20 protein-coding genes are annotated in these 20,634 nt (G+C 44.4%); 13 read left to right on the forward strand and 7 right to left on the reverse strand.

Annotation, left to right across the window (positions count from 1 at the left end):
* Positions 1 to 75: 75 nt before the first annotated feature.
* From fruA to fruB, 3 genes are read right to left on the reverse strand one after another with little or no spacing between them, the layout of a single operon-like run.
* On the reverse strand, positions 76 to 1,812 hold the full coding sequence (fruA, locus tag LYZ37_RS18845; RefSeq protein ID WP_272788338.1) for a PTS fructose transporter subunit IIBC: 1,737 nt from the start codon (positions 1,810 to 1,812) through the stop codon (positions 76 to 78).
* Between the two features lie 19 nt (positions 1,813 to 1,831).
* On the reverse strand, positions 1,832 to 2,806 hold the full coding sequence (gene pfkB / locus LYZ37_RS18850) for a 1-phosphofructokinase (protein ID WP_272788339.1): 975 nt from the start codon (positions 2,804 to 2,806) through the stop codon (positions 1,832 to 1,834).
* 11 nt (positions 2,807 to 2,817) lie between these two features.
* Complete coding sequence (fruB, locus tag LYZ37_RS18855) at positions 2,818 to 3,951, reverse strand: fused PTS fructose transporter subunit IIA/HPr protein (protein ID WP_272788340.1); 1,134 nt, start codon at positions 3,949 to 3,951, stop codon at positions 2,818 to 2,820.
* A 306-nt stretch (positions 3,952 to 4,257) separates the two neighbouring features.
* Here fruB and cra point away from each other — a divergent pair, with 306 nt between their 5' ends.
* Entirely contained in the window at positions 4,258 to 5,235 is a 978-nt protein-coding gene (gene cra / locus LYZ37_RS18860; protein ID WP_272788341.1) for a catabolite repressor/activator, read from the forward strand.
* A gap of 51 nt (positions 5,236 to 5,286) precedes the next feature.
* On the opposite strand, the gene LYZ37_RS18865 is transcribed toward cra, so the two are convergent.
* Positions 5,287 to 5,805, reverse strand: a complete 519-nt coding sequence (locus LYZ37_RS18865; RefSeq protein ID WP_272788342.1) for a hypothetical protein — start codon at positions 5,803 to 5,805, stop codon at positions 5,287 to 5,289.
* A gap of 97 nt (positions 5,806 to 5,902) precedes the next feature.
* Positions 5,903 to 6,277, reverse strand: a complete 375-nt coding sequence (locus LYZ37_RS18870; RefSeq protein WP_272788343.1) for a YgiW/YdeI family stress tolerance OB fold protein — start codon at positions 6,275 to 6,277, stop codon at positions 5,903 to 5,905.
* A 174-nt stretch (positions 6,278 to 6,451) separates the two neighbouring features.
* On the opposite strand from LYZ37_RS18870, the gene LYZ37_RS18875 reads away from it, so the two are divergent.
* The 4 genes from LYZ37_RS18875 to modC are packed head-to-tail and all read left to right on the forward strand — an operon-like array spanning position 6,452 to position 10,480.
* Complete coding sequence (locus tag LYZ37_RS18875; RefSeq protein ID WP_272788344.1) at positions 6,452 to 7,909, forward strand: cobyric acid synthase; 1,458 nt, start codon at positions 6,452 to 6,454, stop codon at positions 7,907 to 7,909.
* A gap of 11 nt (positions 7,910 to 7,920) precedes the next feature.
* Complete coding sequence (modA, locus tag LYZ37_RS18880) at positions 7,921 to 8,676, forward strand: molybdate ABC transporter substrate-binding protein (protein WP_272788345.1); 756 nt, start codon at positions 7,921 to 7,923, stop codon at positions 8,674 to 8,676.
* Between the two features lie 8 nt (positions 8,677 to 8,684).
* Positions 8,685 to 9,377: a molybdate ABC transporter permease subunit gene (gene modB / locus LYZ37_RS18885; RefSeq protein WP_272788388.1), complete on the forward strand. Its 693-nt coding sequence runs from the start codon at positions 8,685 to 8,687 to the stop codon at positions 9,375 to 9,377.
* Positions 9,374 to 10,480, forward strand: coding sequence for a molybdenum ABC transporter ATP-binding protein ModC (gene modC / locus LYZ37_RS18890; protein ID WP_272788346.1), 1,107 nt, complete (start codon positions 9,374 to 9,376; stop codon positions 10,478 to 10,480). Before modB ends, modC begins: the two co-directional genes overlap by 4 nt.
* A 41-nt stretch (positions 10,481 to 10,521) precedes the next feature.
* On the opposite strand, the gene LYZ37_RS18895 is transcribed toward modC, so the two are convergent.
* Complete coding sequence (locus LYZ37_RS18895; protein ID WP_004742764.1) at positions 10,522 to 10,959, reverse strand: DUF3069 domain-containing protein; 438 nt, start codon at positions 10,957 to 10,959, stop codon at positions 10,522 to 10,524.
* Between the two features lie 228 nt (positions 10,960 to 11,187).
* Here LYZ37_RS18895 and LYZ37_RS18900 point away from each other — a divergent pair, with 228 nt between their 5' ends.
* Positions 11,188 to 12,123 (forward strand): GGDEF domain-containing response regulator, encoded by a 936-nt coding sequence (locus tag LYZ37_RS18900; RefSeq protein ID WP_272788347.1) that lies wholly within the window; start codon positions 11,188 to 11,190, stop codon positions 12,121 to 12,123.
* On the opposite strand, the gene LYZ37_RS18905 is transcribed toward LYZ37_RS18900, so the two are convergent.
* Positions 12,120 to 13,355, reverse strand: coding sequence for a GGDEF domain-containing protein (locus LYZ37_RS18905; RefSeq protein WP_272788348.1), 1,236 nt, complete (start codon positions 13,353 to 13,355; stop codon positions 12,120 to 12,122). The genes LYZ37_RS18900 and LYZ37_RS18905 overlap by 4 nt on opposite strands.
* A 218-nt stretch (positions 13,356 to 13,573) precedes the next feature.
* On the opposite strand from LYZ37_RS18905, the gene LYZ37_RS18910 reads away from it, so the two are divergent.
* The 7 genes from LYZ37_RS18910 (at position 13,574) to LYZ37_RS18940 (ending at position 20,595) form a co-directional block, all read left to right on the forward strand.
* Entirely contained in the window at positions 13,574 to 13,939 is a 366-nt protein-coding gene (locus tag LYZ37_RS18910; protein ID WP_272788349.1) for a late competence development ComFB family protein, read from the forward strand.
* 20 nt (positions 13,940 to 13,959) lie between these two features.
* Positions 13,960 to 14,238: an HlyU family transcriptional regulator gene (locus LYZ37_RS18915; RefSeq protein ID WP_004742760.1), complete on the forward strand. Its 279-nt coding sequence runs from the start codon at positions 13,960 to 13,962 to the stop codon at positions 14,236 to 14,238.
* A 298-nt stretch (positions 14,239 to 14,536) separates the two neighbouring features.
* Entirely contained in the window at positions 14,537 to 16,087 is a 1,551-nt protein-coding gene (locus LYZ37_RS18920; RefSeq protein ID WP_272788350.1) for a Re/Si-specific NAD(P)(+) transhydrogenase subunit alpha, read from the forward strand.
* Positions 16,088 to 16,100: 13 nt separating this feature from the next.
* Entirely contained in the window at positions 16,101 to 17,477 is a 1,377-nt protein-coding gene (gene pntB / locus LYZ37_RS18925) for a Re/Si-specific NAD(P)(+) transhydrogenase subunit beta (protein WP_239854877.1), read from the forward strand.
* A 154-nt stretch (positions 17,478 to 17,631) separates the two neighbouring features.
* Positions 17,632 to 19,083 carry a sensor histidine kinase VxrA gene (gene vxrA / locus LYZ37_RS18930; protein ID WP_272788389.1) on the forward strand — a complete coding sequence of 484 codons (1,452 nt, stop codon included), beginning with the start codon at positions 17,632 to 17,634 and terminating at the stop codon, positions 19,081 to 19,083.
* Positions 19,058 to 19,717 (forward strand): response regulator transcription factor VxrB, encoded by a 660-nt coding sequence (gene vxrB, locus LYZ37_RS18935; protein ID WP_272788351.1) that lies wholly within the window; start codon positions 19,058 to 19,060, stop codon positions 19,715 to 19,717. Before vxrA ends, vxrB begins: the two co-directional genes overlap by 26 nt.
* Positions 19,717 to 20,595 carry a DUF2861 family protein gene (locus tag LYZ37_RS18940; RefSeq protein ID WP_239854878.1) on the forward strand — a complete coding sequence of 293 codons (879 nt, stop codon included), beginning with the start codon at positions 19,717 to 19,719 and terminating at the stop codon, positions 20,593 to 20,595. The genes vxrB and LYZ37_RS18940 overlap by 1 nt, the downstream gene beginning before the upstream one ends.
* Positions 20,596 to 20,634 lie beyond the last annotated feature (39 nt).

A 20,634-nucleotide genomic window follows, 5' to 3' on the forward strand; every position in this document is an offset into this window, starting at 1 on the left:
TCGTCACTCGAAACAAAAAAAGCACCTCTATTGCGAGGTGCTTTTGCCATCTATCGGGGGATTGGCAAGAAACGTTTAAGCAGTTGCAGTCTCTTGCTTTGCTTCTGCTTTGTTCTTTAAGAAAGCGTAAGTGAAACCTGTCACCGCTGTACCTGCGGCGATAGCGACCAAATACATCAGCACTGGCGTGATTGCGTTAGGAATCAGTAGTACGAACAGTCCGCCATGAGGAGCCATTAACTTCGCGCCGAACAGCATAGATAGGGCACCTGTTAACGCACCGCCTGCCATACATGCTGGAATAACGCGCATTGGATCTTTCGCAGCGAATGGAATTGCGCCTTCTGAGATAAAGCACAGACCAAGCACGAATGAGGCTTTACCTGCTTCACGCTCACCTTGTTCAAACTTGTTCTTAGCAATAAAGGTAGCGAGACCCATACCAAGCGCTGGAACCATACCTGCAGCCATGATAGCGGCCATCGGCGCGTAGGTTTGCGAAGCAAGTAGGCCAACACCGAATGCATAAGCGGCTTTGTTTACTGGACCACCCAAGTCGAAGCACATCATTGCACCGAGGATAATACCTAGTAGTACAGCGCTGTCAGAGCCCATGTTGTTGAGGAAATCAGTCAGCCCATTCATGATGCCAGAAACAGGGCCGCCTACGATGTAAATCATTACAAGACCCGTGAACAAGGTGGCCACGAATGGGATGATCAGAATTGGTTTAAGCGCTTCCATCGATTGTGGCAGTGATACCTTATCGGCAAGGAACTTAGCTGCGTAACCTGCGATGAAGCCTGCTGCGATACCGCCTAGGAATCCTGCGCCCGTTGAGCTAGCTAGCATACCACCAACAAGGCCCGGAGCTAGACCTGGACGGTCAGCAATAGAGAATGCGATGTAGCCCGCAAGTACTGGGATCATTAGAGCGAACGCTGAGCCTCCACCAATGGTCATCAATGCAGCAGCGAGTGTACCTTCTTCTTTAAAGGCTTCGATACCAAACACGAAGGATAGGGCGATGATCAAACCACCAGCAACCACGACAGGAAGCATGTGAGATACACCTGTCATAAGATGTTTGTATGCGCCTTTCTTCTCTTCTGTTGCAGTAGAGCCATTAGAAGCGCCTGTGTGTTGGTATAAGCTGGCTTGTTCAAATGCTTTGTCCATCTCTTCAGCCGTTTTCTTAAGAGTCGGACCGGTTTTGGTGCGGTACATCTTCTTGCCGTTGAATCGGTCAAGTGGCACTTCAATATCAGCAGCAATGATGACCAAATCTGCATCCGCGATTTCTTGGTCGGTGAGTTGGTTTTTCGCGCCTACTGAGCCACGTGTTTCCACTTTGATTTGGTGGCCGCGGCGTTTGCCTTCTTCTTCAAGTGCTTCAGCTGCCATGAAGGTATGGGCTACGCCTGTTGGACATGCGGTAATAGCAACAATCTTCTTAGTTGCAGATGTATTTTCTGTTGGGGCTGCGACTGTCGTTGCTTGCTCTAGAATGGCTGCGTTTTCGACGGCAGTTTGTAAGAACGCCGATGCATCTTTCGCTACTGAGCTGATATCAGCTCGATAGACTTTTTTACCTACGAAACGAGAAGTATCGACCGGAGTGTTAGCCGCAATGATAACGACTTCTGCTTGTTGAATGTCTGAATCATTAAGCAGTGTTGATTCAATCACGCTAGATTGGCATTCAATTTTCGCATTCCATCCTAGTTTAGCGGCGGCTTGTTCTAGTAGACCTGCCGCAATGATGCTGTTTGCAACACCACTTGGACAAGCTGTAATAATGGCAATATTCATACTGATAACCTTCTGTTCCTTAGTTGTTGTCTAAGTTCGTATTAGGGTAGAGCTCGCTTACTTGTGTTTGGAGCTTGATGTTATCCAGTTCTTCCTGACTGGTAAGTCCAACGCCAACCTGACTGACTGCTAGGGCAGAGAGAGCGGTGGCGAAGCGTAATAAATCTTCTTTGGGCATGAGTTGCATGTGACCCCAGCACAAGCCCGCGACAAGCGTATCGCCTGCGCCTACGGTGCTGACCACATTCATACGTGGCGGTTTGGCATGTAACCATTGACCTTGGTTAAGCCACATTACTCCGTCTGCGCCCATTGAAACGACAATATTGGCGATGCCTTTGTTGCTTAGCGTTTGAGCCGCTGTTTGGCACTGCTCTGGAGTTGATAGATGATCACCAATAAGATCACTGAGTTCTTCATCATTGGGTTTGATCAGCCAAGGCTGAGCCTCAATGCCTGCACGCAATGCCATTTTGCTGCTATCAAACAAAACTTTCTTGCCTTGCTGATGCAGTTTTTCGATCCAAGCGGCGCATTGCTCAGGGCTAACACCGCCCGGAAGGCTGCCGGCGAGTACAAAGTAGTCGTGAGTTTCTGCGAGCCTAAAAAGGGTTTGCTCAAAGCAATCTATTTCTTCTTTCGTTACGTGAACGCCAGGGAAGTTAATGTCGCTAACTTGACCATCGGCTTCGACAAGTTTGACATTAATGCGAGTAGCACCTTGCACCTCTACAAACTCATTGTTGACTTGGATATCGTCAAATAGCTGATGGAAGAGCTCCGGATTATCTTTACCAAGAAAACCAGTTACCGTGACCTCGGCACCAAGATCACTAAGGACCTTGGCAACGTTTACTCCTTTGCCCGCGGCGTGTAGGTTGCTTTTTTCTACTAGGCTTACTGAGCCAACGGAAAGCGAATCTAATGAACCTGTTAGGTCAAGAGCCGGATTTAGCGTGATGGTAACGACTTTATTTGTTTTCAATGCAGACATGACCAAGTTCCTTAACCTTCACCTAGACCAGAAGCAATGGCTTTACCAATCGATTCTAATGCTTGTGCTGCATCTGGACCTTCTGCAGAGAACTGAAGCTGGTGGCCATGTTTAACACCGAGCGCAATCACTTTCATCAGGCTCTTCGCGTTAACGGTTTTACCGTCGCCATCGAGATTCGCAACGCGAATGTTTGATTCGAACTTTTTCGCTTCTGCAACGAGCATTGCCCCCGGACGAGCGTGTAGGCCGTGTGCATTTTTAATCTTGAAAATGGCGCTATTACCAGTTTCATCGCCGTCGGTCGCGACTTCTTCGCCCTTCAATAGCGCTAGAATCTGCTCAGCGGTGGCATCCAGTAACTTGCTGTGTTCGTTGTTAAACACAAGTGTCGAAATTGTCTTGAGAATAGGCTGATGAGCGTTGTTACAAGCAGCGAAAGCGACGAGTGCACGAACTTTCTCACCGTCAAGCTCACAATCATTGGCAGTGGATACAAAAGAAACGCCTGTACGGGTTACTTGCTTATCGCTACCTACAAGCCAGAGACCTTGACCAAGGTGTGTAGGTGTTTTGGTCACCAGATCGGCAACGAATTCTGCACCTGCACAACCTGTGTTTTTAAGAAGGCCACCCGCAACCGCACTCATTTGCACCATGTCACTCGCAGGGAACTTCAGTTGAATATGTGCAGCATCGAAGTCTGCTTCTAATTGAACATCGCCGTTGAGTAGGGCAATGATATCCTGTTCGCTTTTAGCACTACGTAAACGCGCTTCAACGCCATCAGCAGCCAAAACTTTTGTTAGCTGTTTAAGGATGCCCAAGTGCTCATCAGATTTAGCCGCGATACCAATGGCGACAAACACTTTGTTGCCATCTCCCCACTCAACACCGTTAGGGAAATGATGAACGGAAACGCCAGTCGTTTTGACCATAGAACGTGTGTCGGTCGTACCATGTGGGATCGCAATACCGTTACCCAAGAAAGTTGAGTTTTGCTTCTCACGGTTTAACATGCCTTCAACATAACTTTGCTCAACAAGGCCTTTCTCCGTTAGAGCCTGTGCAATGTTTTTGATCGCTTCAAACTTATCGGTCGCTTTTTGGGAAAGGGTGATGTCATTTTTCACTAACTTAAGCATGGTGCTTCTCCAGCCTTAAGGGATTTAAACTTTTAATCGAGTCTTCATTTACAATGTCTTTTTGCTTAACTGAATCGATTCAGCAAAAAGATAAAAAATATTGGTTCAGCGTTATCAGGTCTAACTTACTGATAAAAAGTGACTACTTAAAACCACCACTCTAGAAATTAAGTGATTTCACTCACTTTATAGACCTTGCTGAATCCTTTCAGCTTTTATACTGAATCGTTTCAGCTTATAATTCAACTCATCGTAAGATCATTTATAAAGTATTATGATCCGGCGCACAGAACAAAGGTTGTGGATATGACACTAGATGAGATAGCAAAGCTTGCTGGGGTTTCAAAGACGACGGCGAGCTATGTGATCAATGGTAAAGCTCAAAAGTACAGAATCAGCGAGAAAACGCAGAGAAAAGTGATGGATGTGGTGAATGAGCACAATTACCGCCCTGATCTTGCTGCCAGCACATTAAGAGCCGGACAGAGCCGTTCATTTGGGCTTATCATTCCCGATCTAGAAAACACCAGTTATGCAAGATTGGCTAAATTGCTTGAGCAGAACTCACGTTCGGCAGGGTATCAGATTCTAATCGCGTGCTCAGACGATGAACCTGAAACAGAGAAAAACGTCGTTCAAGCCTTGGTCAGTCGTAAAGTTGATGCATTGTTCGTCGCTAGTGTGATTCCAGACGCTAGTGAGTTCTACTTGCAGTTAAAATCAAAAGGGACGCCAGTCATCGCGCTTGACCGTCCGCTCGACGACGAGCACTTCTCTTGTGTAATCAGTGAGGATTTTGGCGGCGCTTTTGAGCTGACTCAGTCGGTTGTTGGTGACAATGTAACAAATGTTGGTCTTATTGGGGCACTGCCAGAGCTGAACATATCTCGTGAGCGTGAGTTAGGATTTGTTTCCGCGGCAAAACAGCAAAATGTGGCCTGTATAGTTGGTTATGGCGAACACTTTAATCGCAAAGACGGTAAACAAGTGCTTGAAGCTTGGTGTAAAGAGGATAAAGTGCCGGATGCTATTGTCACCACCTCTTATACCTTGTTAGAAGGGGTATTGGATGTACTGTTGGAACGACCGGAATTAGCAAACAAGATCAAAATTGCGACATTTGGTGACAACCGTTTGTTGGATTTTTTACCAATGAAAGTGAACTCGCTACCTCAGCAATTCGAACTGATTGCTGACAGTGCGATGGAACTGGCGCTCAATGCAGCTGCAAAACGCTATCAAGCTGGCGTAGAGTTAGTTCCAAGAAAGATCATTGTTAGATAAAACTAAGCCCTGTTATAAACAGGGCTTAGTTTTTATGTTTGGCTTGATGGCTTAATACTGGAATCGAACCGACATAGTAACTTGCGGGCCATAAAGGCCATTATTGCGAGTTTCCGCTGAAAGGGAAAGTTGTTGTGTAGAGTGGAAACGCACACCTGCATGGAAAACAGATGCATCATCATTACGACCGATACGCCCTGTTGCTTCAACTTGATCGGTTAACCAAAGGCGGACACCGACGTTAATTTCGGCTTGAGTATCACTTTCGCCACCGGCTTCTGGTGTGTATTTCACTTGGTGGACAAGTAACTGGCCGTAGACGTCGGCAAACTGACTGATTGGGCCATTAAATCCAATACCACCAGCGAGATCATAGTCTTTATCAAACTGGGTATCTGCACGGAGAATAAAGTGAGAGTTTTCGGTAAAGAATGTACTAAACTCTGCACCCGTCATTTCAGGTCCAATAGCTGTTCGAACTTCGAAAAAGTTATAGTTAAAATTGTTCGCTTGGGCGCTTGTGCTGATTCCTGCAATCGCTAGAGCACTGGCCAAAATGAGTTTTTTCAAAAGTAGTCTCCGACTAACAACAATAAATTGACTAATAAAAATGGCTTGCAATAAGCAAGCCAAATCATAGCCTAATCAGAGAACTAATTCAGGGGATTTATAGAATCTGAATACGATCAACTTCAATTTCTGGTGTGTTGCCGCCTTCATACTCACCGAAAAGACGTACTTTTGTCGTATGATCAATTGGTTGTGCCATATGAATGTCGTCATCCAGTTCTACTTGAATCTCACCTTTGCCATCAGAGAAGATAAAGGTGTCGCCTTTAACTTGTCGCAGAAGGTTACCTTCAACAACAACATTCTTCTCAGTGAACATACTGGTATCCGCTAATAAAGTGTCTACGGTAGTGAGCTCAACAGGGCCGCTGTACTGAATTCCAGCCCCTTTTTCATGGTGACCTTCTTTTGCCAAAGCAAAGGTAGGCGCAAGGATAAGGGTCGCAGCGGTAGCAAGAATTACTTTTTTCATCATGTTTTCCTTTCTAATGTCAGGCAGTGTTTGTTTGATGGTGCTATTAAAACAGACCCATTTTGAATCCATGCTGAGTGTTAGATTCATATTCGATTCATATTGTTGAGGAAATTAGCCAAATGCCGTTATTATTAGCCTTATCTCTATGAATCGAATAAGTATTAATAGTTCATGCAATCCACATTGAAAGCGCTTATGGTCCAAGGCACTACCTCAGACGCAGGGAAAAGTGTTCTAGTGGCAGGTTTATGCCGCGTATTAGCTCGAAGAAACATTAAAGTCGCACCATTTAAACCGCAGAATATGGCACTCAACAGCGCTGTTACCACTGATGGGGGCGAGATAGGCCGAGCACAAGCCGTTCAAGCTCTCGCCTCCAACATTGAATCTAGTGTTCATATGAATCCAGTTTTGCTTAAACCAAATACGGACATGGGTGCTCAGGTCATTTTTCAGGGGAAGGCAACTACGACGGTTGATGCAATTGGCTATCAGAGTTACAAAAAAGTGGCCTTGCCAGTGGTGATGGAATCTTTTTCTATCCTCCAGTCACAATACGAATCCGTATTAATCGAAGGTGCAGGTAGTCCCGCAGAAATCAATCTAAGAGCTAACGATATCGCAAACATGGGATTTGCCGAAGAGGCCGACGTTCCTGTCATTATTGTTGCCGATATTGATCGCGGCGGTGTATTTGCTCATCTTTACGGGACTTTAGCGCTACTATCTGAAAGTGAACAGGCGCGAGTGAAAGGCTTTGTTATTAACCGTTTCCGCGGCGATATTTCCCTTTTGGAGCCAGGGCTCGATTGGTTAGAAGAGAAAACCGGTAAGCCTGTCATTGGGGTTTTGCCTTATTTGCATGGTTTCGACTTAGAGGCCGAAGACGCGATCAATGCCCAGCAAGTGAGCAGCGAAAACGCCAAGCTAAATGTGGTTGTTCCTGTATTTCCGCGCATTAGTAATCACACCGATTTCGATACGCTCAGACTCAATCCAGATATCAACTTAAGATACGTTGGTAAAGGGGAACGCTTATCTGAGGCCGATTTAATCATACTGCCTGGTTCAAAATCAGTTCGAAATGATCTTGACTATCTACGCAGCCAAGGGTGGGATAAAGATATCAATAGACACCTTAGGTTAGGCGGTAAAGTGATGGGAATTTGTGGTGGATATCAGATGCTTGGTTCGATGATTCATGATCCTCTCGGAATTGAAAGTGATCCGGGCTCTAGTCAAGGGCTAGGGCATCTCTGCGTAGAGACCGAACTTAAGCAAGGCAAAACACTAACCAATGTGAGTGGCACGATGACATTAGAGGGTAATGATATTGCCGTCAGTGGATATGAAATACATGCCGGAGTCAGTCATGTATCATCGAATCATCTGATTGAGCTGGAAAATAAACAGCTCGATGGCACGATCAGTGATTGCAATCAAGTGCTCGGTACCTACCTCCATGGTATCTTTGATAATGCTGACGCTGTATCCGCCATTTGCAAGTGGGTGGGTGTTGAAAACGTGGCGAAGATAGATCACCAACTAAACCAACAAAAAGCCATTGATAGGATTGCCGACGCCATAGAGCAGCATCTCGATCTTAAAAAGCTATGGCCTGAATTATAATCAATGCAACCATGACCAGTTTAAAACATTCTCTTTTAGCCTTTTTTGCATGTGTGAGCTTTAATGCTCATTCTGAGTCGCTGCGCATTTATGCGGCTTCATCAATGACCAATGTGGTCAATGATCTTGTCGAGCAGTATGAAGAGTCGAATGATACCTCTGTGACAACCGTGTTTGGTGGAAGCGCTTCGTTGGCACGTCAATTGGCGCAAGGTGCTCCTGCGGATATCTACATATCAGCAAACCAAAAGTGGATGGACTATTTAGTTGAGCAGAGTATCGTTAAGGGTGACGGTGTCACACATATTGCGGCGAATAGTTTAGTTGCTATTGCTCCTAAAGGTCATCTTCATAACTTGGATGTACATTCAGAGGAGTCTTGGATATCCGCGTTAGCGGGATATCGTCTCGCGATTGGACAAACTAACGCCGTACCAGCAGGTATGTACGCCAAACAGGCGCTAGTTAATTTAGGTGTTTGGGATGAGGTGAAAACGCATCTCGCACCGACAAACAACGTTCGTATTGCGCTGACGTTAGTCGAAAGAAGTGAGTCTCCTCTCGGCATTGTCTATAAAACGGATGCGTTACTAAGTGATAAGGTTGAGGTAGTGGCGACATTACCTAGCAGTTCACATGCAAACATAGTCTATCCGATGGCGCCGCTTAATGAGAAGATAGAGACACAGCGGTTTGTTAAGTTTATCCATAGTCAACAAGCTCAAAGTGTGTTTAAACAGTATGGCTTTACTGAGGTAGTGGAATAGAGGTGAGTTTGTTAACCGATTACGAATATCAGGCATTACTGTTAAGTTTAAAGGTGGCGTTTTTCGCCATTGTTTGGCTGATACCAATAGGGGTTGGTCTTGCATGGTTATTGGCGAGAAAACAGTTTATCGGTAAAAGCTTATTGGATTCAGTGATTCATCTCCCTTTGGTTTTACCCCCTGTGGTGATTGGATATTTGCTGCTTATCTCTATGGGTAGGCAAGGCTTTGTCGGTAACTGGTTATATGAGCATTTTGGGTTAGTGTTTTCTTTCAGTTGGAAAGGGGCGGTGCTGGCCTGCATTGTGGTCGCACTTCCACTAATGGTGCGCTCGATAAGGCTGAGTTTAGAGAATGTTGATGGCCGCTTAGAGCAGGCGGCGGCAACACTGGGCGCTTCTCCCATTAAGATCTTCTTCACTATTACGTTGCCGCTAACGATCCCAGGGATCATCACCGGCACTATGCTTTCTTTTGCGCGAAGCTTAGGTGAATTTGGGGCGACAATCAGCTTTGTCTCAAATATTCCTGGTGAAACTCAAACTATTCCATTGGCAATGTACACCTTTATTGAAACGCCAGGCTCTGAAGCAGAAGCAATGAGGCTATGTCTCATCTCGATTGCGATAGCACTTGCGTCGATGCTTATCTCAGAGTGGTTATCTAGGGTGAGTGCTCGTCGATTGGGAGCAAGCCAATGAAGGGAATAACAGCATGCTATAAACAACAGCTGGGCGATGTTAAGTTCGATATAGACCTGACTCTACCAGAAAAAGGCATTACCGCCGTTTTTGGTCGCTCTGGGGCGGGAAAAACCTCACTGATTAACGCTATCGCAGGTTTAAAACAGCCTGATGATGGCTTGATAGCGATCGGCAACAAGACGCTTTTTGATTCTGATAATCAAATCGATGTTCCAGTGCATCTGCGTAATGTTGGTTATGCATTTCAGGATGCGCGTCTATTTCCCCATTTCAAGGTTGAGCGAAACCTTAACTACGGGGTATCCGTCTCGGATAAATCGCACTTTGAGCAGATTGTTCAGTTGCTGGCGCTAGAGCCTTTGCTAAAACGCTATCCTCACCAACTTTCAGGCGGCGAAAAGCAGCGGGTGGCGATTGGTCGTGCCTTATTGTCTAAGCCAGATATCTTATTGATGGATGAGCCTCTTGCGTCACTTGATTTACCGAGAAAGCGGGAAGTGATGCCATTCTTAGAACAGTTATCACAAAACGTTGAGATCCCAATTATCTATGTTTCGCACAGCTTAAATGAAGTGCTACGTCTTGCAAGCCACTTAGTTGTGATTGATGAGGGTAAGGTTGCGGTCTCTGGGCCCATTGAAGATGTTTGGTCGTCGCGAGCAATGAAGCCTTGGCAATCTTTCTCAGAACAGAGCTCATTGTTTGAAGCGAGAGTGGTAGAGCACAACAATCAATATGCTTTATCTAAGGTTGAACTTGCGCCCGACGTTTCTCTGTGGGTGCAAAAGATCGACGGTGAAATTGATTCCCCGGTAAGGTTGCAAGTAAGAGCTAACGACGTGTCTATAATGCTTGATGAGCCTCAGCGGACTTCCATTCGAAACGTTTTAAAAGGCAAGGTGTCGAAGATAGAAACTCATGCGAGTAGCCAAGATAGAATCAGTGTCTCGGTGCAAATCGAATTATCTAAAGGTTGCCACCTAGTCGCAACCATTACCGCTTGGGCGAGGGATGAATTAGAACTTGAACAAGGGATGGAGGTTTACGTTCAAATCAAAGGTGTCAGTGTCACTCAGCGCGATGTCGTAGTATCCAATTAAAAAACGCCGCGTAATGCGGCGTTTAAGTTTCTAGCGTTTAATTATTTTGCGAACACGTCTGTGAAATCGCGTTTTAGAATTGGGTCACGGCGTGCTTTTTTGATCTGCTTAACCATGTCTTTAACACAGTTGTGCAGTACTTGGTCAAGCAACTCGGCACGGTATTCTTCTTTTTGCTCTTCAGTCATGTCTTTTGGAAGGTTCAGTGTCGGAAACTCTTCCATTACATTTAAGCCAGCAAAGGCTTGGCTCACTGATACTAAAGCGTGAAATTGTTCAAAATTATCTAGAACATTTTGCGCACTGCTTGGCAGTTCATTCCACGATTCACGAACAGCTTCTTCAGAAACTTCATGGATTGACGTTACCATTAGGTGCATTGCTTCTGGAACTTCATCAAATTCAATTACTTGGCGCAATTCAGCAGATACTTCTGCAAGATCTACTTTTGGCTGTTCTGTTTGATTAACGTCAGACATGGATAATATTCTCTTAAAATGTGTGTGTATCGGCGCTATCGTAAAAAATTAGGGATAAATGTCAACCTCGAATGGATGATTAAACCAAGGTGGAGTATGCTTTTGTTAAGCATGTGATTTCTTAGTGATTTTATAGGGTTAAATCTATGAAACTAAATGATTAAAATCGACTAAGACAAAAATGGATTTCAAGGGTGGTAGTATACAGTGGAAATAACGGGTTCCTCGATGAACATCCTGCTGGTTGACGACGTTCAAATGGAGCGTATACAACTCGCAATAAGGTTAAAACAACTAGGGCACACGGTTGAGATGGCCAGCTCAGGTCAAGAGGCTTTGGACATGTACCCTAAGTTCGAACCTGATCTTGTTTTGCTTGATATTTCCATGCCAGATATGAATGGATTTGAAGTTTCAGCGAAAATCAGAGAACTCTATCCCGACTGGGTGCCTATTATCTTTTTAAGTAGTCACGACGAACCGACAATGATTGCAAGTGCGATCGAAGCGGGCGGAGATGATTACCTGATTAAACCCGTTGATAAGATCGTACTCAATTCAAAGCTTATCGCAATGCAACGTATTGCGTTTATGCGTCGTGAACTTAAGCAAAAGTCCGCCGCTCTAGCAAAAGCGAATGAAGAGTTAGCGCAGTTAGCACAAGAAGACGGACTAACCAAAGTCAAAAACAGGCGTTATATCGATGAAAAGCTCACTGAAATGATCTCATTACACGGGCGTCATCAGCTTCCTCTCAGTCTCATTTTGCTCGACGTCGATCGGTTTAAACTCTACAACGATAACTACGGCCATATTGAAGGCGACCGCTGCTTAATCGAAATCGCTTCAACGCTTTCAAATTTGTTTACCAGAAGTGGAGAAATCGTAGGGCGTTATGGTGGTGAAGAGTTTGTAGTACTGCTCGGGCATACCGATCAAGAAAAAGCGACTAAGAACGCAGAGCGAATCAAATCATCTATAGAAGCGGCTAACTTGCCGCACGAGTACAGTGATGTGTCATCTTTGGTGACAGTGTCACAAGGAGTGTATCACCTGATCCCAAATGGGCGGGAAACCATAGAGCAACTCTATGAACTGGTAGATAAGCGTTTGTATCAAGCTAAAGTCAACGGAAGAAACCAGTACGTTGCGAGTGACGATTAATTAATACAGACTCGGTTTCTACCTGCTTTCTTCGCTTTATATAAAGCATTGTCGGCAGCTTTCATGACTTCGGAGACTTTGTTCGATTCAGAGCTGTCGGCAACACCAATACTTATCGTGACGTTAACATAGTCTTGTTGCTTCTTCGCTCCACGCTTTTTAGATCCAAGCTTATCATCTTTAGGGCGAGCGTCTTGATTTCTCAACACCATATCGTAGCCCTCGATAGAGCCTCTTAGCAGTTCTAAATGATCCCGCGTGTCTTCAGCTAATTTTCCTTTGAATAGCACAGTGAATTCTTCACCACCATAGCGGTATACCTTCGCTCGTCCACCTACCTGTTGAAGTTTGGTCGCGACAAGCTTTAAAACGTCATCCCCTGTGTCATGCCCATAGGTATCGTTGAACGATTTGAAGTGATCGATATCCAGCATGGCAATGGTGTACTTACGCCCGAGGTGTTTTAAGTCTGACTCAAGAGCAAGCCTTCCTGGTATTTCGGTAAGCGTATCCATGAACGCGAGCTCGTAGCTTGCAGAGAGCAGGTAAACCAGCAGCAACACACCCGCTAAAGAAAATAGAGTACTAGAGATGTAGGTGACATCAAAAAACACGAACGTTGCGGCTGACAACAGCGTTGCTGAGTAGAGCACGACATCTATGATGCTATTTCTGTTCAAGACACAGATAGCAAATATCAACACCATGGCAGTAAGGAAAACCACCAGAATAAAAGGCAACTTGGATATTTGTGGCAGTACGAACAGGAAGGTTTCGTCGATGTTTTCAAACCCGCCTTCGTAGAAGTAAGTCAATATCAGATAAGACCATAGCAGCAACATAGCAAGCTTAAACAAGTACAAGCCAAACGTGCGAGTAAACAGAGAAGAATCTTTGTAACTGTAAACAAAAATTAGGGCAATAGGCAGCAGGGCTGCGAGCAATGATAACTCAAGGATGGTCGTCCCTGAAGACAGGGGAGATTGGAGCCTTTCTTGTATGACCCAATAGGAAACAGCAAGCGCTGAGGCGACCATGGCTATTCGACTTTGTTTAAATGCGTCAGCTAGCACTATAGTTATAGCGAAGAGTACAAATGGAAGCTTTGACACGATACCTAGGTTTGAATAGGTGAGGTTAATTACATTGTTCATTCCAAATGCAATAAACGTCAGCAACAACAAAGGTAGTGAAAGACGGAACCAGTTTGTAGTGACTACAGAAAACGACATTCAACCTAGCCTAATGGGTCTTATTATTGATTAGTAACTTGTTAAGAATACTTTTATTTGATGAATTTCCAAGCTTTTTACTAAACTTATAGATGAAAATTAGGGTCACGTTTAGATAGTGGTCATAAATTGGCGTTGAAATGCGCAAATCCGTAGAAAGCGTTAACTAATTGAAACATACTAGAACGAACAATTGTCCCTACAAGGAGTTGAGTAATATGCAGATAAGTGTGGACGTACATAACTATATGGAGACATTAGTCGGTCAAGAGCTTGCGAAATCCAAGTATGTTGATAATTTAGACCATGAGCAACTTGCTGATCTCGCCTGTTTAGCTTTGTCTCAATTGCGACCTGTGTATATTCGCTATGATATAGATTTTCTATCCGCCTTACCGGAAGAAAGGTTGGTCACTTTGAAGCACTATGCGTCGACGGCAATTGAGGCCGCAATGAGTATGATTGTTGACGATCGTAGAAAAAACAGGAAAGATGAAGTTCTTGTCGTGTTTAGTAAACAGCAAATGTTTGACGACGACATTGAACTAGAGTGGTTTGAAAAACCAATCCTCAAGAAAAACTAATCGTTACCAAGGAGTACTTTGTGGGACTTTTTTCTCGCTTGTTTGGTGGTCAAAAAGAACAACCTAAAGTCGAAGTCGAGCCTATCGAGTATAAAGGCTATCTAATTTATCAAGAAGCGCTTGCTGAAGGTGGTCAATATCGAATTGCAGGTCGAATTACCAAGCAGTTCGGTGAAGAAGTGAAGACACACCGTTTTATTCGCTCTGATGTCCTACCGAGCGAAAGCGACGCCAACGAATTTATGCTCAAGAAAGCGCAAATGTTTGTAGACCAGATGGGCGACAACATTTTTCAGTAGATCCTCTCCAAATTGACAAACATCATAATTTTAAGAGCCATTAGTCGTTATTCTGATGGCTCTTTTAGTATGTGGATGTCACATAATCAGTTGTTTTAATGAGATTTTTCGCTTACTGGTTTGACCTCTTAACACTATCGTGTAGTGTGGTTAGGTAACAAACACATAAGCAAAATGGTTCATTACCATCGGTTATATGTAATGATATTTTGTGTTTTTGTTACAAAATGCTTGAAGTATCTAAAATCGTTGGATAAAAACAGAACAATCATTGTTGCGAATAGTCAAGGAATAGCTAATGCAAATTGGTGTGCCAAAAGAAATACTCGCCGGAGAAACGCGAGTGGCTGCATCGCCAAAGTCGGTTGAGCAGTTATTAAAATTGGGCTTCGAGGTTAATATCGAATCTGGAGCGGGTGAATTAGCGAGTTTTGATGACTCTGCTTTTGAATCCGCCGGAGCTAAAATTGTTTCCACAGATGAGGTATGGACGTCGGATCTTATCCTCAAGGTCAATGCGCCGCTTTCTACAGAAGAAAACGACGAGATTGCTCTGTTAAAAGATGGTGCCAGCCTAATCAGTTTTATCTGGCCAGCACAAAACCCAGAGTTAATGGAAAAGCTTTCAAGTAAAAACATTAACGTAATGGCAATGGACGCTGTGCCGCGTATTTCACGTGCACAGGCTTTAGATGCACTTTCTTCAATGGCGAATATCGCTGGTTATCGTGCGGTCGTTGAAGCGGCGCATGAATTTGGTCGATTCTTTACCGGTCAAATTACCGCTGCAGGTAAAGTGCCACCAGCGAAGGTACTTGTTGCAGGTGCGGGTGTTGCTGGTCTTGCTGCAATCGGTGCTGCGGGTAGTTTAGGTGCGATTGTTCGTGCGTTTGATGTTCGCCCAGAAGTAAAAGAGCAAGTCCAATCTATGGGCGCAGAGTTCTTGGAAGTCGATTTTAAAGAAGACTCGGGCTCAGGAGACGGCTACGCGAAAGAGATGTCCGATGAATTCAACAAGAAAGCGGCTGAGCTTTATGCTGAACAAGCTAAAGACGTTGATATCATTGTGACCACGGCGCTTATCCCAGGACGACCAGCTCCAAAGCTCATTACCAAGGAAATGGTTGATAGCATGAAAGCGGGTAGTGTCATCGTCGATTTAGCTGCTGCGAATGGTGGTAACTGTGAATATACGGTTGCAGATAAAGTCATCACAACATCGAACGGCGTGAAGATCGTTGGTTATACCGACATGGTTGGTCGTTTGCCTACGCAATCTTCTCAGCTTTACGCGACCAATATTGTTAACCTTCTTAAGCTGTTAGCGAAAGAGAAAGATGGCAACATTAACATCGACTTCGAAGATGTAGTGCTACGCGGTGTAACGGTAGTTAAAGAAGGTGAGGTTACTTGGCCAGCGCCTCCAATTCAGGTTTCCGCTCAACCGGAGCAAAAGCCTGCTCAACCAGCTGCAAAACCAGAACCTAAAAAAGAAGAACCGACTTCTCCAGCGAAGAAAGTTGCGGCTCTAGTCGTAGGTTTAGGCGCATTTGCATGGATTGCTTCTGTGGCACCTGCTGCTTTCTTATCTCACTTTACGGTATTTGTTCTCGCATGTGTTGTTGGTTACTACGTTGTTTGGAATGTAACCCACGCGCTGCATACTCCACTTATGTCCGTCACTAATGCTATTTCAGGCATTATCGTTGTAGGTGCGTTACTGCAAATTGGTCAGGGGAATGGCGTTGTGTCGTTCTTGTCCTTTATTGCTGTCTTGATCGCCAGTATCAACATCTTCGGTGGATTCACCGTCACCAAGCGTATGCTTGAAATGTTCCGTAAAGACTAAGGAGTAACAGGGAATGTCTGCAGGATTAGTACAAGCAGCTTATATTGTTGCTGCATTATTCTTTATATTGAGCTTAGCAGGACTGTCTAAGCAAGAATCAGCAAGATCGGGTAACTACTACGGTATTGCCGGTATGACCATCGCCTTGATCGCGACGATCTTTGGTCCAGAGTCTGAAGGCTTTGTTTGGATCATCATTGCTATGGTCATTGGTGGTGGTATTGGTATCCACTACGCTAAGAAAGTTGAGATGACTGAAATGCCAGAGCTAGTGGCGATTCTTCACAGCTTTGTTGGTATGGCAGCAGTGCTGGTTGGTTACAACAGCTATATTGATGCGCCTGAAGCGGCAACGCACGCTGAACATGTTATCCATTTAGTGGAAGTGTTCTTAGGTGTATTCATTGGTGCAGTGACGTTTACGGGCTCTATTGTGGCCTTTGGTAAATTGCGCGGTATTATTTCATCTTCACCTTTAAACCTTCCGCACAAACACAAAATGAACCTAGCAGCCATCGTCGTATCGACGCTGTTAATGCTTCATTTCGTTAACGCTGACGGCAGTATGTTCGCTTTGATAGTAATGACTTTAATTGCCTTCGCTTTCGGATACCACTTAGTGGCTTCGATTGGTGGGGCAGATATGCCAGTGGTCGTGTCAATGCTTAACTCATACTCTGGTTGGGCTGCAGCGGCGGCAGGCTTCATGCTAGCAAACGATCTATTGATTGTGACTGGTGCACTTGTCGGTTCTTCAGGTGCGATCCTTTCCTACATCATGTGTAAAGCGATGAACCGTTCGTTTATCAGTGTTATTGCTGGTGGCTTTGGTCAGGAAATCGTAATTTCATCTGATGCTGAGCAGGGCGAGCATAGAGAAACGACAGCAGAAGACGTTGCTGAGCTTCTGAAAAACTCAAAATCTGTTGTGATTACTCCTGGATACGGTATGGCTGTTGCTCAGGCGCAATATCCTGTTCACGAAATCACAGAGACATTACGTTCGCAAGGTATCGAAGTACGTTTTGGTATTCACCCAGTGGCGGGTCGTCTACCAGGTCATATGAACGTTCTGCTTGCAGAAGCTAAAGTTCCATATGATATCGTGCTTGAAATGGATGAGATCAACGATGACCTTTCTGAAACAGATACGGTACTGGTTATCGGTGCGAATGATACGGTGAACCCTGCGGCTCTAGACGATCCAAATAGCCCAATTGCTGGTATGCCAGTACTTGAGGTGTGGAATGCGAAGAATGTTATCGTGTTTAAACGCTCGATGAATACAGGTTACGCAGGGGTGCAAAACCCACTGTTCTTCAAAGAAAACACCCAGATGTTATTCGGTGATGCAAAAGAGAGTGTCGAATCTATCTTCAAAGCATTGTAGATTCGGATTACACTATACAGAAGCCAGCATAACGCTGGCTTCTTTCTTTTCGTGAGTACCATTTCTGACATTGATATTACATTTCAGTTTTATATTTTTGCCATAATGTTTTACTCTAAATCATAACTTACTGATTTAATGAATTTTTGCATTGATTAAGACAACATTTAAAGCGACCGCGATTGGTATTGCGGTCCTCTCAGGTAGCGCATCTGCAGAGTCTTTACCGGAGCGTATTGACCGATTTGTTGATCTTTTCGATCAAGAACAGGCAACAGTTTCTTATGATATCCGCAGTTTGCAGTCAGATTATCCAACAAGGCTTCTTACTCCGGAATCGATGTTACCGCAGACCTCAGCATACCCTTTAAAGGATGTGCAAAGGCTATACAGGCTAGCGCAAAACTGTACTGGGAAGCTGCCACTGAGTCCTCTTATAACCGAGCCATTGGTGTTTACACGTGCTATGTGTAAGGGAAACAAGCTTAGCGAAAAATGGTTTGCCAGAAGCGCATTAATTCATCCAGGTGGTGGAACCTATGCGAGCAGATATGTTCAAACTTATCCAGAGTATATTGAGCAACTGCAGCAGTACATGCACATAAAAGAGCGTCCTTTAGCATCCGATTCGACCTTGTTAGGTCGATTGCAAAGGATGAACGAAGATACTATGGTCGCGCTGATTTCTGGCTCTAGTATGTTTATTGAGCGTAACGAACTGTGGCTAAGAAAAAGCGATAACTATTTAGTTTATCCAGAACGAATTTGGAAACAAGCTGTCGAAGACGCAGGGCTGTCATTTAGCTTAAGAAAAGAGTCTAGCAGCTGTTTTGTACAACGTGGCAACTTATGTTGGGATGTTGAAGACCATTCAGACATCTTACGAATCAGCATGGTCGCGCTGGTCATTGCCAACATATTGTTAGTATTAGGCTGGTCTGCGTACCGTTGGAACACGAAGCGTCAAGAGATGAAAAGCAGAATGCTGATCCTGCAAATCTTGACCCATGAACTAAGAACGCCGATTGCTAGTTTGTCTTTAACAGTTGAAGGGTTCAGACGTGAATTTGAGCATTTACCTGAATCCGTTTATGACGAGTTTCGCCGTTTATGTGAAGACTCAAGACGATTACGTCAGTTAGCTGAAGCGAGTAAAGATTATCTTCAGTCTGATAACAAACCGCTCGCAACTGACTGGGTTCCCTCTGTAAAAGAGTGGTTGGAGTTTAAAGTAGAAGAAGAGTTTGGCGGAAAAGTTAAGCTCAATGTAAACCAAGATGTCGCGGCCAAGCTAAATGTCTATTGGCTCGGCACTTGTATAGATAATTTAATCCGTAATGCCATTAAATATGGGGTTGCGCCTGTTGTACTCGATGTAACAACAGAAACACAAAAAATTACGGTTAAAGTGCAAGATCAGGGCGAACTGTCAGCAAAAGATTGGCGACAGTTACGCAAGCCATTTGTCAGTAAAAGTGGCCTTGGTCTTGGCTTGACCATAGTGGAATCCATGGTTGGTCGAATGGGCGGTAGAATGTCGTTAATTGGCCCACCAACAGCGTTTATTTTGGAGATACCTTGTGAAACAGACACTGCTTCTTGTTGAAGATGATAAAAACTTAGCTGATGGTCTTTTGGTTAGCTTAGAGCAAGCGGGGTATGAGTGCTTCCATTCAGAGACAATTGCGGATGTTGCGCAGTACTGGGACAAAGCAGATCTCGTAATACTTGATCGTCAATTACCAGATGGTGATTCCGTTGATCACCTCGTTGAGTGGAAAAAGATCAAAGACGTTCCAGTGATCTTATTGACGGCGTTAGTGACAGTTAAAGACAAAGTTATGGGTTTAGATGCGGGTGCAAATGATTACCTGACTAAGCCATTCGCCGAAGCGGAACTGTTCGCACGTATTCGAGCTCAGTTAAGAGCGCCAGAAGGTGAAGCGCAAGACGATAACAAAGTCGTGACAGATTGCCTAGTGATTGATAAAGCGACGCGTGAAGTTACCTATAAAGATGAGTTGGTGACTTTGACGCGAACAGAGTTTGATTTACTGCTGTTTTTGGCAAGCAATCTTGGCAGAGTCTTTACTCGTGATGAGCTATTGGACCATGTTTGGGGTTACAACCATTTCCCAACAACACGTACTGTAGATACCCACGTACTTCAGCTTCGTCAAAAATTACCTGGATTAGAAATCGAAACATTACGTGGCGTTGGCTACAAAATGAAAGCTTAATGGATAGAGCAAAGTTATTGATTGGCGCACTGATGGTCAGTGCGTCAACAAATGCAGCACAAGTGCCTTGGTTTGAAAGTAACTCGCCTTTAACACAGGCACATAGGCATCTGTTAAATAACGATTTACCAGCGATGTTTACATCGCTTGTAGAGGTGTGGCAATTAGAAAAAAATCGTTCGATCACGCCTCATCTCAACGACCTTTTTCTTCAATCCCTAGATGTGGATTGTGGTAAAAGTCTAGACAACCGTTCATTACCCGAATGGATTAGCAACGTTACAGTTCGCCGTAGTGAAATACAAAGTCCTGGTAGGGATGCGTATCGTGCGATCGTTGAAATTGAATCTAACAGAGATATAAAAGATATCTCTTTGACTCGTTGGGTATCTAAAAACCTTTCTACTGATAACTCTTTCATCCAGTCATCACCGACTAACGATCTCGGTACCCAAAAATACGTAAAGCGCTATAACTTAAATAGCAGAGTCCGAAGCGGTCTATATAGAATTGATGTGACCGCAGCCGATGAGTCTTCTTGGAGTTCATGGCTAGTATTGGGCGAACCTAAGTCAGAGATGACGGTTCGTTGGGATGCGAAAGCTCAATGGAAACTCGAAAGAAACGCGTTGTTAAATCCTAATTGTCCGTTACCTAAACTCGATGTTGCACTCTATGACTACATTGATGGTAACTACAACCAAGTGTGGGGCGAAAGCTATGACTCCGACTATCCAACCTCGTTAGATAATGGGATTGTTGACAAAGGTCGCTATGTTTTAGCGGTTTCGATTAACCACCAAAGGTGGCAAGGCCCGATAATTGTTGAACAACAACAAATAATTAGTAAGACCTATGATGTTTCAGTGGAGGAATAACTAAAGTTAATAGACAATAGAACGATATAAACATATGGA

Origin of the sequence: Vibrio tubiashii, from assembly GCF_028551255.1 — a bacterium.
GTDB lineage: Bacteria > Pseudomonadota > Gammaproteobacteria > Enterobacterales > Vibrionaceae > Vibrio > Vibrio tubiashii_B.

What these genes read in the sequence shown, in the direction of transcription:
- pfkB (WP_272788339.1), bottom strand. Translation starts at nt 2,806, where the DNA reads ATGTCTGCATTGAAAACAAATAAAGTCGTTACCATCACGCTAAATCCG.
- LYZ37_RS18910 (WP_272788349.1), top strand. Translation starts at nt 13,574, where the DNA reads ATGCAGATAAGTGTGGACGTACATAACTATATGGAGACATTAGTCGGT.
- cra (WP_272788341.1), top strand. Translation starts at nt 4,258, where the DNA reads ATGACACTAGATGAGATAGCAAAGCTTGCTGGGGTTTCAAAGACGACG.
- LYZ37_RS18905 (WP_272788348.1), bottom strand. Translation starts at nt 13,355, where the DNA reads ATGTCGTTTTCTGTAGTCACTACAAACTGGTTCCGTCTTTCACTACCT.
- modA (WP_272788345.1), top strand. Translation starts at nt 7,921, where the DNA reads ATGACCAGTTTAAAACATTCTCTTTTAGCCTTTTTTGCATGTGTGAGC.
- LYZ37_RS18870 (WP_272788343.1), bottom strand. Translation starts at nt 6,277, where the DNA reads ATGAAAAAAGTAATTCTTGCTACCGCTGCGACCCTTATCCTTGCGCCT.
- LYZ37_RS18940 (WP_239854878.1), top strand. Translation starts at nt 19,717, where the DNA reads ATGGATAGAGCAAAGTTATTGATTGGCGCACTGATGGTCAGTGCGTCA.
- LYZ37_RS18875 (WP_272788344.1), top strand. Translation starts at nt 6,452, where the DNA reads ATGCAATCCACATTGAAAGCGCTTATGGTCCAAGGCACTACCTCAGAC.
- modC (WP_272788346.1), top strand. Translation starts at nt 9,374, where the DNA reads ATGAAGGGAATAACAGCATGCTATAAACAACAGCTGGGCGATGTTAAG.
- pntB (WP_239854877.1), top strand. Translation starts at nt 16,101, where the DNA reads ATGTCTGCAGGATTAGTACAAGCAGCTTATATTGTTGCTGCATTATTC.
- fruB (WP_272788340.1), bottom strand. Translation starts at nt 3,951, where the DNA reads ATGCTTAAGTTAGTGAAAAATGACATCACCCTTTCCCAAAAAGCGACC.
- LYZ37_RS18920 (WP_272788350.1), top strand. Translation starts at nt 14,537, where the DNA reads ATGCAAATTGGTGTGCCAAAAGAAATACTCGCCGGAGAAACGCGAGTG.
- fruA (WP_272788338.1), bottom strand. Translation starts at nt 1,812, where the DNA reads ATGAATATTGCCATTATTACAGCTTGTCCAAGTGGTGTTGCAAACAGC.
- LYZ37_RS18900 (WP_272788347.1), top strand. Translation starts at nt 11,188, where the DNA reads ATGAACATCCTGCTGGTTGACGACGTTCAAATGGAGCGTATACAACTC.
- LYZ37_RS18895 (WP_004742764.1), bottom strand. Translation starts at nt 10,959, where the DNA reads ATGTCTGACGTTAATCAAACAGAACAGCCAAAAGTAGATCTTGCAGAA.